Raw genomic sequence first — 14,686 nt, forward strand, 5'->3', positions numbered from 1 at the left:
CAGATTGAACAAAATTTAACCACGAAAGGTCAGCAGCCCCTAACGATAGCGTCATGCCTTCATCAGGACATGACGCCTCGAATGGTCATTATTGTGGCGCTTCTTCTAACGTTTTCAGCAGTTGAAAAATCTCTCGGGCAGCTTTTGATGATTTTCCGCTCTGTTGTTCTTTCTTTGCCTGACGAACCAGATGACGGAGTTGTTGGCGGTCGACTTCAGGATATTTTTCAATGACGGCATTGATCGCGGTGTCACCTTCCTCAATCAATTGATCCCGCTGCTGTTCCAGACGATGGAACGCAGCAGTTGCCTGTGCATGTTTGTTCCGGTATTTGTCCAATGCAGCCTGAATCGGTTCTACATCGATATGACGCATCAAACGGCCAATGTACTGAAGTTGTCGTCTTTTTGCTTCATTCTTAAAGCGTTGCGCATCTTCGATTGCCTCGGCAAGATCCGCGGGTAACGGGAACTTTTCCAAAGCGGCCGGCTTGAGTTCAACCAGCGCTTCCCCGAGTTGTTGCAACTCAATCATGTCATTTTTCATTTCGGTTTTACTGACCCAAATGATCTCTTCTTCTTCTTCCCAGGGAGCTTTTTGATTTTTGCGCGCCATAGTCTCTAACTTATCTGCTTATCAATGTCCGTTATTTTAGCAAGAATCGTGGGGAGAACGAGCATTTCTTGTTATGCTATCGAAATAGTTTCAAGAAGAGACATCAGTTATGAATGTAAAACAGCAAGTTGCACAACAGCGCAGTGAGCTTGAAGCTGCGGTCGCGAAAGCTTTAGAGCTTGCATCGTCACAAGCGGACGCCGCAGAAGTGGCGATCACCAAGAGTACGGGGCTCAGTGTTTCAACCCGTTTTTGTGAAGTCGAGAATGTCGAGTTCAACAGTGATGGTGCCTTGGGGATTACAGTGTATCGGGGGCAACGCAAAGGCAGTGCTTCGACATCCGATCTGAGTGAACAGGCGATTCAACAGACTGTTATGGCTGCATTGGATATTGCTCATTATACCTCGGAAGACCCGTTTGCCGGCCCTGCGCCGAAAGAATTGATGGTGAAAGATATTCCGGATCTGGACTTATTTCACCCGGATGAACCCAATCCGGATCAGGCTGCCAGTATTGCGATTGCCGCAGAAAGAGCGGCACTGGATTACAGCACCAAGATAAAACAGAGTGATGGTGCGAGTTATGACAGTCACTACGGTGTAAGGGTTTACGGAAACAGCCATGGTCTGCTCGCCAGCTATGCATCCAGCCGTCACAGTATCAGTTGCTGTGTGATTGGGCAGGGTGAACAGGATCGTATGGAGCGGGATTACAGCTATACCATTGCACGGCATAAAGATGATCTGTGGACTCCCGAGCAAGTTGGTCAGCTTGCGGCCGAGCGAACTGTGGGTCGGTTGGATCCGCAAAAACTGAAAACCGGTCATTATCCGGTGATGTTTGCACCAGAAGTTGCGACAGGCCTGATCGGTCATTTCGTGATGGCGATTTCCGGAGGCAATTTGTACCGTAAATCTTCATTCCTGTTGGATCATTTAGGCGAGAAAGTTTTCCCGGACTGGTTCTCGATTGCTGAGCGGCCGCATATCTTGCGCGGGTTGGCTTCGAGCCCGTTTGACAGTGAAGGGTTGGCGACCCGGGATCAGGATATCGTGACTGATGGCGTATTAGGGACTTACTTGCTCTCCAGCTATGCGGCAAGAAAGCTCAATATGACGCCGACCGGTCATGCCGGCGGCATTCATAATTGGTTTGTGAAATCCTCCGGTGAACAGAACTTCAAGCAGATGCTGCAAGCAATGGGCACCGGCTTTTTAGTCACAGAAGTGATGGGGCAGGGCGTCAATATTGTCACCGGAGATTACTCCCGTGGTGCTGCCGGGTTCTGGGTTGAAAATGGAGAAATTCAGTTTCCAGTCTCTGAGATCACCATTGCCGGTGGGTTGAAGGATATGTTCAGCCGGATTATCGCTGTCGGGAATGATGTGGATGTGCGTTCTCAGATTCAGACCGGTTCTATTCTGATTGAATCAATGAAAGTCGCCGGAGAATAGTGATTGTTCTTGGCCAAACCTCAAGTTGACAGAAAAGCGAGCTGAATAGCTCGCTTTTTTGATTACTACCATAACTATCAATTCCTGATAGTTATTTTGAGTAAAATATCACGAGTCATAACAATTGGACGTAATGTTTTGAATTGTTGTGTTAATTTATAGCAAATTTTTTCCGGTTCTCCTTTATGGTTTTCAGCGCAGTCCCGTGTATGGCGTTGAACGAATCATCGACGTTGTCGATAAGGAATAAAGTGATGCTATCCCCTCAAGAACGCGCAGCAATCAAACAAGATATTCAATCCAACCAGCATGAAATCTACGTCATCTCTTTTGAAGAGATGGATAATATTGTGAAATCTAACTTTTGTTATTCCAGTTCAGCGAAACAGTCGTGGAAAAAAATAAAAAAATGTACTGAATATGGTGCTGGATACTACTCTTCTGCTGATGATATCCGAACTTTAAGTAAACTCGTTGGTGACTTGGGGGGATGGGCTAAGGGCTGGAGTGGTCGAGCATATATCAAACACTATGGTGGTAAACCGCATATTATCTTGAAGGGGAATCCCCGTTTAAGAAAGGTGTTAACCGGGACGAAATATGGGGTGAACAATGCCAAGGTTGTGACAATGGGGTTAGGAAGTTCAGCGGCTATTAGTGCTGCTAAATCCGGTGGTATTGTTTCGATCATTCTTATGACTGCTTATCGAGTTGTTGATTATTTTTTAACTGATGAAGCAACTTTGTCTCAGTTAATCGGTTCTCTTGCAACAGATGTGGTAAAGATTGGGATTACCACAGGAGTTTCTATTGGTGCTGCTTATATGATGGGATTTTTCTCTTTGGCTATTGGCCCTATTGCTGTTGTTGTCGCTGTTGGGTTTGGTTTGTCATTTTTATATGATTATGTAGAAGACCGCTATCATATTACTGACCAAGTTATTTCAGTATTAGATGAGATGAGTAGTAATATTAATACTTATCTTATCCGAGCTAAACATAAAATTGAAGATGATATAGCGCGAGTTGCTGGTTCGGTGATTGATTATGTATTGGACTCAGCACAACATATAGTGATTGATTTCGCCAAACATTCGTTCAAGAGAATGTTATCTCCACAACCTAGAGCCAATTTTTAATGAAAAACGAAATTACTATCCCCAAAGCATTATTAGGAATATTGTTATTTGGTGGAATAGCTGTACCTTGTTTGGTTCTGTTCTATTTAGCCTTACATGATTTGATTGATAGCTTGATTCATTTACCAATAGTCATCGAGTTCAGACGGGGTGCTATGTATGGATTAGGGGCTGGGATTGTGACACTAAGTGTTTTTTTGGGATTTATTGTTTTACTTTTTCATAGACGGATATCTGTAAAAGCAGAAAATAGAATGGGAAAAGGAATTGTTGTAGGGCTTGTATTGACATTTATGTTTCCTATTTTAGCTGGTTTTGTTATTCCTAAATTTATTGAAGATGAAAATTATCATCGTTGTGAAAAGGCAGAGCCTAAATATTCCTGGCCGATATTTCGTACTCATATCTATACCGATAGTCAGCAAGATTGTGATCAACTGATAAGAGAAAAAATCAAGAATAATGAATATTAATTTATTTGTTTATTGGAATCTCAGTTTAAGAGTCTATTTTGAATGAAAGAAGAAACGACGATATCTCAAATATTGATAGGACTATTGATAAGTGGCAGTTTAGCCTTGTTTTCTTTAATTTATTTTACTTTTTATCTATTTAACTTGGTTGATCATTTTATCCACCCTTCAACGGTCATTGAATATAATAGAGGAGCCATGTATGGAATCGGTGGCATTGGGCTTCTCAGCTTTTTTTGTGGTTTTCTAGTGTTGTTATTTTATCGGAAGTTATCTCCAAAAGCTGAAAGTCGGATGGGGAAAGGTATAATTATCGGAATTATATTAATGTTTATCTTTCCTCTTGTATCTAACTTTACAGTACCATCACTCATCGAAAATTCTGGCTATCAACGCTGTGAAAAAGCAGAGCGCCGAGCATCGTGGCCAATTTTTCGTATTCATATCTATACCGATAATCGACAGGTCTGTGAATAATTAATAGAAGAAAAGCAACAAGCCGGAAGATATTAACGAAAAGGGCTGAATCAATGTTGTCTTCAGTCTTTTTTAACAGCGATTATGTTCTCTATAACAATAGATCGATTTGATGAAAAAGAGACATAATCATTTTCATGATAAAAAGGTTGGTTTTTATGGCGCACATCGCATACATGACAATTAATGGGGAAAAACAGGGCTTAATTTCCAGCGGATGCAACACCAAAGATTCAATGGGAAATAAGTATCAGGAGTCTCATGCCGATGAAATCACAATTCTTTCCTGTGATCATCATATGGCGAAAGCTCCGCATCAACATGGTAAAAGTCATGCCCCCATCCGTATGATTAAAAATATTGATAAATCGAGCCCGCTGCTATCCACAGCATTTGCTCGGCAGGAGCACCTCGATTGTGTGATTCATTTTTATCGTACCAATGAGCAGGGCTATAACGAAAAGTTTTATTCGATTGAACTCAAAAAAGCGATTATCAGTGGGATGAGTTTTGCGTTGCCACATACTGTCCATGCGCATCAGGAAGAGATGCATGAGGTGATTGAATTTAGTTATCAGGAAATTACCTGGCAACATAGCATTAGCGGGACGATGGGGTTTGATAATTGGGATCAGGGCGGTTGGAGTGCGTAATCTCACAGCTTAGATTGAAGTGGCTGTAAGGCCACTTCGTTGCTAAAAGAGCACAATACCGTAAAGCTTATATGATTAAGACATCATGCAATAAAAATGGTTGCCAGTCCGAGGAACACGAACAGGCCAATCACGTCGGTGACGGTGGTGAGAGCCATACCGCCAGCGAGTGCCGGGTCAATTTTCATCTTTTTAAGGATGATCGGAATGGTCACCCCGGCAATACCCGCGACCGTCAGGTTGGTCAACATCGCTGCGGAAATAATGCCGCCAAGTAACCAGTTACCCTTCCATAGCACGACAATACCGCCAATCAGCAAAGCCCATAGACAACCGTTGAGCAGACCGACAGCCGCTTCTTTGAGAAGTAGTTCTCGTTTGTTACTGTCACCGATGTGTCCCAAAGCCAGCCCGCGGATCACCAGAGCAATGGTTTGGTTGCCTGCAACCCCGCCCATCGAGGGAACAATGGTCATCAGCACTGCGATCGAAGCCATCTGTTCGAGCGTGGTCTCAAACATATTGGAGACTGACGCTGCTGCCAGCGCTGCAAGGACATTCGCCCCCAGCCAGACACTCCGTTTACGGGCCGATTTCATGACCGGTGCGAACGTATCTTCTTCATCGTCCATCCCCGCTAAACTCATCATTGAGTGCTCGGCATCTTCACGGATGACATCGACCACGTCATCAATGGTGATCCGGCCTAACAGGTGTTGTTCAGCATTAACGACTGGCGCGGAGACCCAGTTTCGACGTTCAAACAAGCTGGCAACGTCAGAATCTTTAGCATCGACTTGAATCGCTTCATCAGCATCTTCCATAATGTCGCAGATACGGATATCCGGCTGACTGGTTAATAAGCTGGAAAGCGAGAGGTGACCGATGAGTTTACTCTCTTCATCAATCACATATAGAGCATCGGTTGCCTGTGGCAACTCACCTTTCATCCGTAAATAACGGAGCACGACATCCACATCCACATCGCCGCGGATCGTGACGAAGTCGGTGTTCATCAGTCCACCGGCTGTATCCTCCGGATATGACAGCGCCATTTCGACCCGTAAACGGTCGACATTATCCATCTGGGATAAAATTTCTCGGGAGAGACCATCAGGCAGACTTCGCAACACGTAAGCAAGGTCATCGGTATCCATGCCTTCAGTTGCTTCTGCCAGCCGTTCCGGTGCCATTTTTGACACCAGTGCGTCTTTAACGTCTTCACTGAGTTCATCGAGGATTTCACCGTAGTCTTCTGGGTCGGTCAGTTGCCAGAGGACATTACGGCTTTTACGCGGTGAGGCTTCCAGAAGATGAGCAATATCTTCTGGTTCCATGTCCTGAAGTTGGCGACGAACATGGACAAAACGACCATTTTCTAAAGCTTCTGTGACTTCCCGGAGGGTAAGGTGAGCCTGATCAAACTCAATATGCTCTGCCATAACTTCCCCCTGTGTTGTATTTATTATGTAAGTGACATAGTAACTTAATTCTATGCCTGATTTAATCAGAAGTTATTACAGGATGAAATTTATTTTGCGTTGAAATAGTCGGTTAGTCTTCTTCTTCGAATTTATCTTCGATCAAACAGCAAACCGCGTCTAATGCCGGCTCTGCTTCACTGCCTTCTGCTGAAATAGTGACATATTGTCCTTGAGCGGACTCAAGCATCAGTAGTCCCATAACACCATCAGCGGTGGCTTCTTTTCCTTCCTGACTACGAATGGTCAGGATGACATCAAATGATTCTGCCAGTTCCACAAGTTTAACGGCCGCTCTGGCATGAAGTCCTAGCTTGTTCTGAATTAAAACCGTTTTACTGAGCTGTGGCATTGCATGATCCTCTGTTGGCTTGTCTCAAGAAGTGTTGGTTTCAGGAGTGATGTTGTTCAAGAGACGTATGGCGAATTTGTACCTGATGCCCAAGTTGGGAGAAGTATTCACCGATTTGTTGAGTCAGATAGACAGAACGGTGTTTTCCACCGGTACAGCCAATGGCTATGGTCAGATAACTCCGATTATTCTTCTCTAAAGAAGGGAGCCAATAATCAATAAATGACTGAATATGCTGGCGCATGTCAATCACATCGGAGTGTTGTTCCAAGAACGATTTTACGGGCGCATCAAGTCCGGTAAATGCACGTAATTCAGGTTGCCAGTGGGGATTGGGCAGAAAACGAACGTCGAAAACAAAATCAGCGTCATTGGGTAAGCCATATTTAAAGCCAAAAGATTCAAAGACGATAATCAAATTCTTACGCTCTCTTCCCTCGACTCGCATACGAATGGTTTCACTCAGCTCATGAATCGATTTATCGGTACTGTCGAGCAGCATATCGGCCTGTTGTTTCAACGGTGCGAGGATGCGTTTTTCTTGAGCGATGGCTTGTGCCAGCGTTAAATTACTGTTGTGTAAGGAGAGCGGATGGATCCGGCGGGTTTCGCTATAGCGTTTGAGTAGTGTATCTTCGGTGGCATCAAGGAACAGGACATTGACATTATGCGAGACGGACTGTTTCAGTGAGAGGAAAGTCTCGCTGAGCAGTGATGGGTCGCGGGGTAAGTTACGGATATCAATACTGACTGCCACATTCTGCTTGCTACCCTGCACCGATTGAAGGAAAGCATCCAATAAATCAATGGGGAGGTTATCGACACAATAGTATCCAAGATCTTCCAGCACCCTTAAGGCGACACTCTTACCGGCACCGGATTGACCACTAACAACAATTAAGCGCATCGTGACATACTCAGAAAATCAGGACTGGTTGACCATGATATCATAAAGTTCTTGATCGTTTTCAGCTTTACGAAGCTGCTTTAATACTTGTTTGTCATTCAGTCGTTCAGCCATTTGAGCGAGAGTTTTTAAATGAATTTGGCATTGATCTTCCGGTACAAACAAGGCAAATAGAATATCAACAGGGCGATTGTCGATGGCATCAAAACCAATTGGTTCCTCACATTGAATGAGAACTGCCACCGCATTTTCACTCAATGTCATTCTTGCATGTGGAATGGCAATGCCGTTACCGATGCCGGTACTACCTACTTTTTCTCGGGAGAGCATATTTTCAAACAGTTCGGTAGCATTCTTACCCGTATAATTGGCTGCGATTTCACTGATGATTTCTAATGCTCGCTTTTTGCTCGAACATTGGACTGCACTTTTCGTGCAGTCCAGAGATAGAACTTCATTGAGTTGCATGATTAATGACTACTTAATTTTTCTTTATGCTTATTCAGCTGACGGACTAACTTGTCAACCAGATTATCGATTGCTGCATACATGTTTTCATCTTCTGCGGTCGCATGGATCTCGCCTTGATTAACATGAAGCGTCGCTTCAGCGATTTGTTGAAGTTTTTCAACACGTAAGATGACCTGTATGCTGTTGATATGGTCAAAAAAACGCTCAAGTTTATCAAATTTTGAGTGAACATAGTCTTGCATTGAATCGGTCAGATCAATGTGGTGGCCATTAATGTTGATTTGCATAGACTTTCCTTCTCTGTTGAGCCTCGCTATAGCAGGCGTTTACGCTGACTCGATGGGGATATACCCAAAGACTCTCGGTACTTTGCAATGGTACGTCTAGCGACCTGAATCCCCTGATCAGCTAGTAGTGTTGCAATTTTACTGTCACTGAGTGGCTTGGCCGGATTTTCTGCGGCTACCAGTTTTTTAATCAGTGCACGAATTGCGGTTGATGAACATTCTCCACCATTGTCGGTACTGACATGGCTAGAGAAAAAGTACTTCAACTCGAATATGCCCCGAGGGGTATGCATAAACTTTTGGGTTGTGACCCGTGAGATGGTTGATTCATGCATGTCAACGGCAAGGGCGACATCATTCAGAACCATCGGTTTCATTGCTTCTTCCCCATACTCGAAGAAATCGTGTTGATGTTCAACTATACACTTGGCAACTTTGAGCAACGTCTCGTTTCGACTCTCTAAACTTTTAATTAACCATTTTGCCTCTTGTAAATTCGTTCGGATATAATTACTGTCTGCGCCATTTCCCCGCCCCAGCGCTGCATATTGCTGATTGATTTTTAGTCTTGGCATGCTGTCCGGATTGATGGTGACGACCCATTTCCCCCGGTCTTTGAAGACCGAAACATCTGGAATGACATATTCCGCATGTTCTGCATGAATATCATTCCCTGGACGTGGGTTGAGTTCTTGAATGAGTTGCAAAGCGGCTCGTAATTCATCTTCTTTTAGCTTTGCTTCTTTTTGGATCAGTTTGTAATCTCGGTTTCCCAATTGATCAATATGATCCGTCAGCAGGCGTCTGGCTTCGTTGAGCCATGGCGTATCACAGGGATATGTTGCCAGTTGCAATAACAGGCAGTCCTGTAGATTCACGGAGGCAACACCTAAAGGATCAAATTGCTGAATGCGTTTTCTGACCGCCTCGACTTCATCCAGCTCGATATCGTCTTCTTCTTCACTTTGAACACTTTCCAGAATGTCTTCAAGAGAGAGTGTCAGGTAGCCGTAGTTATCGATGGCATCAATGAGTGCCAGAGCAATGGCTCGATCCGTGTCACTGAAGGGGGTTAAATCTAATTGCCACAGGAGGTAATCTTGTAGTGTTTGCGTGGTTTCGCCCTGATAGACCGGCGTATCTTCATCGAGTGAAATACCGGTACTACCTGTATTGGCACTGTATACATCATCCCAAGTTGTATCGATTTCAAGCTCATTGCTGATTTCTGATTTTTCAATCATTTCTGAACTGTCTTGTGGCTCCGGCTCGCTATCGACCACATCCGCAGTTGCTTCTTTTAACGCTTCTGCTTTTTCTTCTTGGGAATTGACTTCATCCTGTGCATCTTCAACATCAAGTAGTGGGTTGGAATCGAGTGCTTCCTGAATCTCTTGCTGGAGATCTAACGTCGAAAGTTGCAGCAATCGAATCGCTTGCTGCAACTGAGGTGTCATGGCTAACTGTTGACCTAACTTGAGTTGTAGTGACGGTTTCATTCAGTTTCGATTGCCTTATTCTGTGTTGCCGTATTTTGATGTTTGTCCGGCCAAAATCCCGTTCTTGTTTTAATCATAGACGGAATTGTTCTCCGAGATAAACCTGTTTGACCTGTTCGTTATTGAGAACTTCTTGAGGTGTTCCTTCTGCGATTAGGTTTCCTTGGCTTACGATATAGGCTTTTTCACAAACATCCAAGGTTTCCCTGACATTATGGTCAGTAATCAAAACGCCGAGTCCCCGATCCCGGAGGTGTTCAATAATCTTTTTGATATCAATGACTGAAATGGGGTCAACTCCGGCAAACGGTTCATCCAACAAAATGAATTGTGGGTTGGCAGCCAAGGCGCGAGCGATTTCTACGCGGCGTCGTTCACCACCGGAGAGAGCCATACCTGCACTATAGCGAATGTGTCCGATATGGAATTCGTCCAGCAAGTCTTCGAGTTTGTCCTGACGCTCCTCGCGTGACATTTTCTCCCGTGTTTGCAACACCGCCATGATGTTGTCTTCAACGGAAAGTTTACGAAAAATAGAAGCCTCTTGTGGCAGGTAACCGATGCCCATGCGAGAGCGCTGGTGCATGGGCAGCACACTGATGTCTTGGTCATCAATTTGGATCGAACCTTCATCGCGGGCGACGAGGCCGACAATCATGTAAAACGATGTTGTCTTGCCTGCACCGTTTGGACCAAGTAAGCCGACAATTTGTCCTGACTCGACCTGTAGACTGACATCAGAGACGACTTTTCTCTTTTTATAGCTTTTGGCTAAATGCTCTGCTTTTAGTATGGCCATGGTTTATTCTTTATTTGTTGCCTGCGGTTGTAGGACTGTTGATACGCGCTCGTTTGAATTTCCGTCTGCAATAAGTTTTTGTGCAGAAATCTTATAACGGATTTTGGTACTCCGAATCACACTGTCATCTTGTGACAGCATTGCTTTATCTGTCATGGTCAATTGATCCGCAGCCATTTGATAATTGAGTTTCTTAGCTTCGCCATAGAGGGTTTTCCCTTCATCGGTCAACTGAGAAAACGTGGCCAGATCACCGAACCCCTGAATTGCCTCAATCTGTCCGTCTTGAGGATTTCGAGTCACGATTAATTTGTCAGCATGAATATTGATGCTTCCTTGTTTGAGGGTTACATTGCCCATAAACGTCACCTGATTACTTTTTAAATCAAGTTGCTGACTATCCGAATCGATGTAGACCGGTTGTTCGGTATCTGTTGATAATGCCAAAGCGCCGCTTGAGATAAATAGACAAGCGAGCAAACTAAGGTGCGAGATTTTCATATCTACCCTGTACATGGTTATAAAGTAAGGCGCTATGATCGGCAAAATTGCCTTTCATCGCCTGACCTTGTGTTTCAAATAGTGGACCTTTCAGTAAGACGGGTGTGTCTGTCCAAAAATCACGGTTATCCAATTGCATACTGAGTTTTGCTGTTTCGAGTGATTCAAAACTGGAATTCTCAAGTAAGTTTTTACCAATCACGTTGTCGTAAAGCGTTAATATTTTATTCTTTGTCAGAATTCCCCGTTGGGCCGTCACTTTCCATTCAATGACCCGCCCATTGCGGTAAACCTGTAAAATCGGATGATCGAATATGGTGTTGCCGCTTTTGGCATAATAATCCAGATGCGTTGATGTGATGGTATAACTTCTCACACCGTCTGCACCATACGAAATATTTGAAAGATGTTCGCCACTAAACATCGGTAGCTCCGTATTCGGCGCTACTTGTACATTCGCTTTTCTTTCATTATCGAGCAGGTAGTAAATTGACCAGCAGATAATGAAAAATAAGAGTATATAGATCGTACGAGCCAGACTCATATACTCAAACCTTTGTGCATTTCCAGCTCACCCCGGGACTGTAAGATTAAATCACAGAGTTCCCGTACAGCACCATGGCCGCCTGAAATTGTCGTGACGTAGTTTGCTCTTTTGACCAGTAATGGATGACCGTCGGCAACACAAACTTTTAACGCAACTCGCTCCATAACTGGCCAATCAATCAAATCATCACCGATATAAGCGGTATGTTCCGGTAAGATCTGCGTTTTTTGACAAATGTCAGTGTATGCGCTCACTTTATCATCTTGCCCCTGATAAATCAGTGAAATCCCCAGAGCTTTCATTCGGCTTTCGACTATTTTTGAGTGTCTGCCGGTCACAACTGCAACTTCAATACCTGCATTCATCAGCGATTTTATGCCATAGCCATCTCGAGTATGAAAGGCTTTCAGCTCTTCCCCCTGATTACCTAAATAGATTCGGCCATCGGAAAAAACACCATCAACATCACAGATAAGTAATTGGATTCGGCTTGCTACTTCCCAAATAGATGACGTCACTGAGCCATAAAGTGTTTCAACCATACCTGTCACTACATCACTCCTGCTTTGAGAAGGTCGTGCATATTGAGAGCACCGACCAGTTGGCCGTTTTCAATTAACATCAAACCGTTGATTCGTTTTTCTTGCATTAAATTTAGCCCTTCAACGGCAAGAATATGAGGTGATGCAATGGTTGGGTTTTGGGTCATCACATCACAAATTTTTGTACTGTGAATATCAATACGTTTGTCTAAAATTCGTCTGAGATCGCCATCGGTAAAAATACCGAGTAGTTTTTGTTGTTGATCAACCACGGCTGTCATGCCTAACCCTTTTTGGCTGATCTCCATCAAGGCATCACGAATCAAAGCATCAGGACTGACGAGAGGTAGTTGATTACCGGAATGCATAATGTCACCCAGTTTGAGTAACAATTTACGACCCAAGGCGCCTCCCGGATGTGAGAGTGCGAAGTCTTCCTGAGTGAATCCGCGCGCTTGTAAGAGCGTAATCGCAAGAGCATCGCCCATCACCAGCGTTGCAGTGGCACTGGATGTTGGTGCAAGCCCTAACGGACAAGCCTCTTCCGAGACGGAGACTTGTAAATGGATATCCGCAAGTTTAGCCATATTGGATTGCGGATTACCGGTCATACTGATGATGCGAATCGAGCGACGCTTTAATACCGGATACAGCGGCAGTATCTCTGATGATTCTCCCGAATAGGAGATTGCAATCACGATATCGCCATCAGAGATCATGCCAAGATCCCCGTGAGCGGCTTCGCCCGGATGAACGAAAAATGATGGTGTTCCGGTACTCGCGAAGGTTGCAGCCATTTTTTTACCGATATGACCGGATTTGCCCATGCCCATGACAATGACTTTGCCCTGTGTATTACTCAGAATCATGTCGCAGGCTTGGCTGAAATGCTCATCAATATATTGTTCTATTTGTTGTAAGCATTTTATTTCTATATTTAAAACCTGTTTTGCCGACTGAGTGTAGTTCAGTTGTGACATTCTCAACTCCGTTCTTTTTTATTACGCGCCCATATTCATGAACAAATAAGTCTGATAAATAATAAATATAGCGAACAGAATAAATCCTTCGATTCTGTTGATGCTTCGTGATTTTCCTAATGCCATCAAGACCAGAAGCAGAGAAAGCCCCAACATGACCCAAAAGTCTCTTCCCATGGCATGTTCGCTGATAATTGAAGGATTCAGAATACCGGGGATACCCATCACCGCTAGAATGTTGAACACATTCGAACCGATAATATTCCCCACTGCCATATCATCTTCACCTTTCAATACCCCAGCCAGTGAGGCGGCGAGTTCAGGCAGGCTGGTTCCAATTGCAATAATTGTCAGACCGATAACAAGATCACTCATACCAAAGTATTTGGCAATGATGACGGCATTATCCACGAGAATCTCAGCAGACAGTGGTAATAGAATCAGACCGACAATGACCCAGAACAGCGCTATTTTACTATTGATACCTTCTGGTACTTCCGACTCTTGTTCAGCCAGAAGCCGATCTTTCTGATTGCTTTCACTGCGACTGATTTTGAGCATTGCCAGAATAAATATGGCAAACACCACAAATAGCAAGACGCCTTCGTAGAAACCAAGGTGTCCATCCCAAAGAATCACACCAGATAATAATGTGACTCCAATCATGAATGGAAGTTCTCTGCGTAGCAGTTCTGAGTTAATCGATAATGGTTTAATGAGAGCCGTTATACCTAGAATTAATGCGATGTTGGCAATATTCGAACCCAGAATATTACCAACAGCGGTATCGGTCTTGTTGGCGAGCGCTGCTGTTGCAGAAACCATCATCTCTGGCGCTGATGAGCCCATTGCAATGATCGTCATACCAATCACCAACGGTGAAATCCCAACATTGCGTGCCAGCGCTGCAGAGCCAAAAACCAACCGATCTGCACTCCATACCAGTAAGATGAGTCCGACAATCAATAAAGCAACAGCTGTAAGCATGTGTATTCCTAGTGGGTAAAGATAAAAATATTTAACCGTCGATTTTGACGTTTTGGTTTGCAAAAGAAAAGTGAAACCTATTCATTTATTCACCAAAAAATTGCAGATTTAGATTCATTTCTCTTTCTGAGTGAATTCAAAATGTTGTTCAGCAAATTATGTCAGTGACCGGATGGTATTCTCTATCTATATTTGTCGGACACCTGTAGGCGCCCTGACAAAGGAAGAGCATATTACCATCAAAATGGAAAATAGGGATGTCAAACTGGTGCGGGTTGTCTGTTTTTTCGACAGGGCGATGGGACGAGATTTGATGCAATAAGATTTGATGCAATAAAGTAAGGCAATGATTCTTGCGCCAGTGATGGTATGATACAGCTCGTCTGGCGTGATGCTCAGCGTTGATGTTTTAAAGGCGTGATGAGGTCAGTTGCATCATGATGCAGTGCTTTAAATTTTTGAAATTATACTTATTATTGCATTTTTTGTTCATGATGCATGACGTCATGAATAATTGAA

General features: G+C 43.9%; 18 protein-coding genes. 5 read left to right on the top strand and 13 right to left on the bottom strand.

Going from position 1 to position 14,686, the window contains the following annotated elements; all coding sequences use genetic code 11:
• Positions 1 to 88: 88 nt before the first annotated feature.
• Positions 89 to 616, bottom strand: coding sequence for a ribosome biogenesis factor YjgA (gene yjgA, locus MKS89_RS01745; protein WP_072959005.1), 528 nt, complete (start codon positions 614 to 616; stop codon positions 89 to 91).
• A gap of 109 nt (positions 617 to 725) precedes the next feature.
• Here yjgA and pmbA point away from each other — a divergent pair, with 109 nt between their 5' ends.
• The 5 genes from pmbA to MKS89_RS01770 all read left to right on the top strand — a co-directional run bounded on the left by pmbA (position 726) and on the right by MKS89_RS01770 (position 4,814).
• Complete coding sequence (gene pmbA, locus MKS89_RS01750) at positions 726 to 2,072, top strand: metalloprotease PmbA (RefSeq protein WP_072959002.1); 1,347 nt, start codon at positions 726 to 728, stop codon at positions 2,070 to 2,072.
• Positions 2,073 to 2,326: 254 nt separating this feature from the next.
• The gene (locus MKS89_RS01755) at positions 2,327 to 3,211 is read left to right on the top strand and encodes a hypothetical protein (protein ID WP_072958999.1); all 885 of its coding nucleotides are present in this window, start codon (positions 2,327 to 2,329) and stop codon (positions 3,209 to 3,211) included.
• Positions 3,211 to 3,684 carry a DUF1240 domain-containing protein gene (locus MKS89_RS01760; protein WP_072958996.1) on the top strand — a complete coding sequence of 158 codons (474 nt, stop codon included), beginning with the start codon at positions 3,211 to 3,213 and terminating at the stop codon, positions 3,682 to 3,684. Before MKS89_RS01755 ends, MKS89_RS01760 begins: the two co-directional genes overlap by 1 nt.
• 42 nt (positions 3,685 to 3,726) lie before the next feature.
• The gene (locus MKS89_RS01765; RefSeq protein WP_072958993.1) at positions 3,727 to 4,161 is read left to right on the top strand and encodes a DUF1240 domain-containing protein; all 435 of its coding nucleotides are present in this window, start codon (positions 3,727 to 3,729) and stop codon (positions 4,159 to 4,161) included.
• A 158-nt stretch (positions 4,162 to 4,319) separates the two neighbouring features.
• Complete coding sequence (locus tag MKS89_RS01770; protein ID WP_021019046.1) at positions 4,320 to 4,814, top strand: Hcp family type VI secretion system effector; 495 nt, start codon at positions 4,320 to 4,322, stop codon at positions 4,812 to 4,814.
• Positions 4,815 to 4,897: 83 nt separating this feature from the next.
• Here MKS89_RS01770 and mgtE read toward each other — a convergent pair whose 3' ends face one another.
• From mgtE to MKS89_RS01830, 12 genes are all read right to left on the bottom strand, one after another.
• Complete coding sequence (gene mgtE / locus MKS89_RS01775) at positions 4,898 to 6,256, bottom strand: magnesium transporter (RefSeq protein ID WP_021019047.1); 1,359 nt, start codon at positions 6,254 to 6,256, stop codon at positions 4,898 to 4,900.
• A gap of 112 nt (positions 6,257 to 6,368) precedes the next feature.
• Positions 6,369 to 6,647 (bottom strand): HPr family phosphocarrier protein, encoded by a 279-nt coding sequence (locus tag MKS89_RS01780; RefSeq protein WP_072958990.1) that lies wholly within the window; start codon positions 6,645 to 6,647, stop codon positions 6,369 to 6,371.
• Between the two features lie 40 nt (positions 6,648 to 6,687).
• The gene (gene rapZ / locus MKS89_RS01785) at positions 6,688 to 7,554 is read right to left on the bottom strand and encodes an RNase adapter RapZ (protein ID WP_072958987.1); all 867 of its coding nucleotides are present in this window, start codon (positions 7,552 to 7,554) and stop codon (positions 6,688 to 6,690) included.
• A gap of 18 nt (positions 7,555 to 7,572) precedes the next feature.
• A complete protein-coding gene (gene ptsN, locus MKS89_RS01790; protein ID WP_072958985.1) occupies positions 7,573 to 8,022 on the bottom strand; it encodes a PTS IIA-like nitrogen regulatory protein PtsN in 450 nt (149 codons plus the stop codon).
• Positions 8,023 to 8,024: 2 nt separating this feature from the next.
• A complete protein-coding gene (gene hpf, locus MKS89_RS01795) occupies positions 8,025 to 8,312 on the bottom strand; it encodes a ribosome hibernation promoting factor (RefSeq protein WP_072958982.1) in 288 nt (95 codons plus the stop codon).
• Between the two features lie 26 nt (positions 8,313 to 8,338).
• On the bottom strand, positions 8,339 to 9,811 hold the full coding sequence (locus MKS89_RS01800) for an RNA polymerase factor sigma-54 (protein WP_072958979.1): 1,473 nt from the start codon (positions 9,809 to 9,811) through the stop codon (positions 8,339 to 8,341).
• A gap of 73 nt (positions 9,812 to 9,884) precedes the next feature.
• The gene (gene lptB / locus MKS89_RS01805; RefSeq protein WP_021019053.1) at positions 9,885 to 10,610 is read right to left on the bottom strand and encodes an LPS export ABC transporter ATP-binding protein; all 726 of its coding nucleotides are present in this window, start codon (positions 10,608 to 10,610) and stop codon (positions 9,885 to 9,887) included.
• 3 nt (positions 10,611 to 10,613) lie between these two features.
• Complete coding sequence (gene lptA / locus MKS89_RS01810) at positions 10,614 to 11,111, bottom strand: lipopolysaccharide transport periplasmic protein LptA (RefSeq protein ID WP_072958976.1); 498 nt, start codon at positions 11,109 to 11,111, stop codon at positions 10,614 to 10,616.
• The gene (gene lptC / locus MKS89_RS01815) at positions 11,092 to 11,655 is read right to left on the bottom strand and encodes an LPS export ABC transporter periplasmic protein LptC (protein ID WP_072958973.1); all 564 of its coding nucleotides are present in this window, start codon (positions 11,653 to 11,655) and stop codon (positions 11,092 to 11,094) included. Before lptC ends, lptA begins: the two co-directional genes overlap by 20 nt.
• Entirely contained in the window at positions 11,652 to 12,209 is a 558-nt protein-coding gene (gene kdsC, locus MKS89_RS01820; RefSeq protein WP_072958970.1) for a 3-deoxy-manno-octulosonate-8-phosphatase KdsC, read from the bottom strand. Before kdsC ends, lptC begins: the two co-directional genes overlap by 4 nt.
• On the bottom strand, positions 12,209 to 13,180 hold the full coding sequence (gene kdsD / locus MKS89_RS01825) for an arabinose-5-phosphate isomerase KdsD (protein WP_072958967.1): 972 nt from the start codon (positions 13,178 to 13,180) through the stop codon (positions 12,209 to 12,211). The genes kdsC and kdsD overlap by 1 nt, the downstream gene beginning before the upstream one ends.
• Before the next feature lie 21 nt (positions 13,181 to 13,201).
• Positions 13,202 to 14,167, bottom strand: a complete 966-nt coding sequence (locus MKS89_RS01830; RefSeq protein WP_072958965.1) for a calcium/sodium antiporter — start codon at positions 14,165 to 14,167, stop codon at positions 13,202 to 13,204.
• Between the last annotated feature and the right edge of the window lie 519 nt (positions 14,168 to 14,686).

Source organism: Vibrio gazogenes, from assembly GCF_023920225.1.
GTDB lineage: Bacteria > Pseudomonadota > Gammaproteobacteria > Enterobacterales > Vibrionaceae > Vibrio > Vibrio gazogenes.

What these genes read in the sequence shown, in the direction of transcription:
- pmbA (WP_072959002.1), top strand. Translation starts at nt 726, where the DNA reads ATGAATGTAAAACAGCAAGTTGCACAACAGCGCAGTGAGCTTGAAGCT.
- MKS89_RS01760 (WP_072958996.1), top strand. Translation starts at nt 3,211, where the DNA reads ATGAAAAACGAAATTACTATCCCCAAAGCATTATTAGGAATATTGTTA.
- MKS89_RS01755 (WP_072958999.1), top strand. Translation starts at nt 2,327, where the DNA reads ATGCTATCCCCTCAAGAACGCGCAGCAATCAAACAAGATATTCAATCC.
- MKS89_RS01770 (WP_021019046.1), top strand. Translation starts at nt 4,320, where the DNA reads ATGGCGCACATCGCATACATGACAATTAATGGGGAAAAACAGGGCTTA.
- MKS89_RS01765 (WP_072958993.1), top strand. Translation starts at nt 3,727, where the DNA reads ATGAAAGAAGAAACGACGATATCTCAAATATTGATAGGACTATTGATA.
- kdsD (WP_072958967.1), bottom strand. Translation starts at nt 13,180, where the DNA reads ATGTCACAACTGAACTACACTCAGTCGGCAAAACAGGTTTTAAATATA.
- mgtE (WP_021019047.1), bottom strand. Translation starts at nt 6,256, where the DNA reads ATGGCAGAGCATATTGAGTTTGATCAGGCTCACCTTACCCTCCGGGAA.
- rapZ (WP_072958987.1), bottom strand. Translation starts at nt 7,554, where the DNA reads ATGCGCTTAATTGTTGTTAGTGGTCAATCCGGTGCCGGTAAGAGTGTC.
- lptB (WP_021019053.1), bottom strand. Translation starts at nt 10,610, where the DNA reads ATGGCCATACTAAAAGCAGAGCATTTAGCCAAAAGCTATAAAAAGAGA.
- ptsN (WP_072958985.1), bottom strand. Translation starts at nt 8,022, where the DNA reads ATGCAACTCAATGAAGTTCTATCTCTGGACTGCACGAAAAGTGCAGTC.
- MKS89_RS01800 (WP_072958979.1), bottom strand. Translation starts at nt 9,811, where the DNA reads ATGAAACCGTCACTACAACTCAAGTTAGGTCAACAGTTAGCCATGACA.
- lptC (WP_072958973.1), bottom strand. Translation starts at nt 11,655, where the DNA reads ATGAGTCTGGCTCGTACGATCTATATACTCTTATTTTTCATTATCTGC.
- MKS89_RS01780 (WP_072958990.1), bottom strand. Translation starts at nt 6,647, where the DNA reads ATGCCACAGCTCAGTAAAACGGTTTTAATTCAGAACAAGCTAGGACTT.
- MKS89_RS01830 (WP_072958965.1), bottom strand. Translation starts at nt 14,167, where the DNA reads ATGCTTACAGCTGTTGCTTTATTGATTGTCGGACTCATCTTACTGGTA.
- lptA (WP_072958976.1), bottom strand. Translation starts at nt 11,111, where the DNA reads ATGAAAATCTCGCACCTTAGTTTGCTCGCTTGTCTATTTATCTCAAGC.
- yjgA (WP_072959005.1), bottom strand. Translation starts at nt 616, where the DNA reads ATGGCGCGCAAAAATCAAAAAGCTCCCTGGGAAGAAGAAGAAGAGATC.
- hpf (WP_072958982.1), bottom strand. Translation starts at nt 8,312, where the DNA reads ATGCAAATCAACATTAATGGCCACCACATTGATCTGACCGATTCAATG.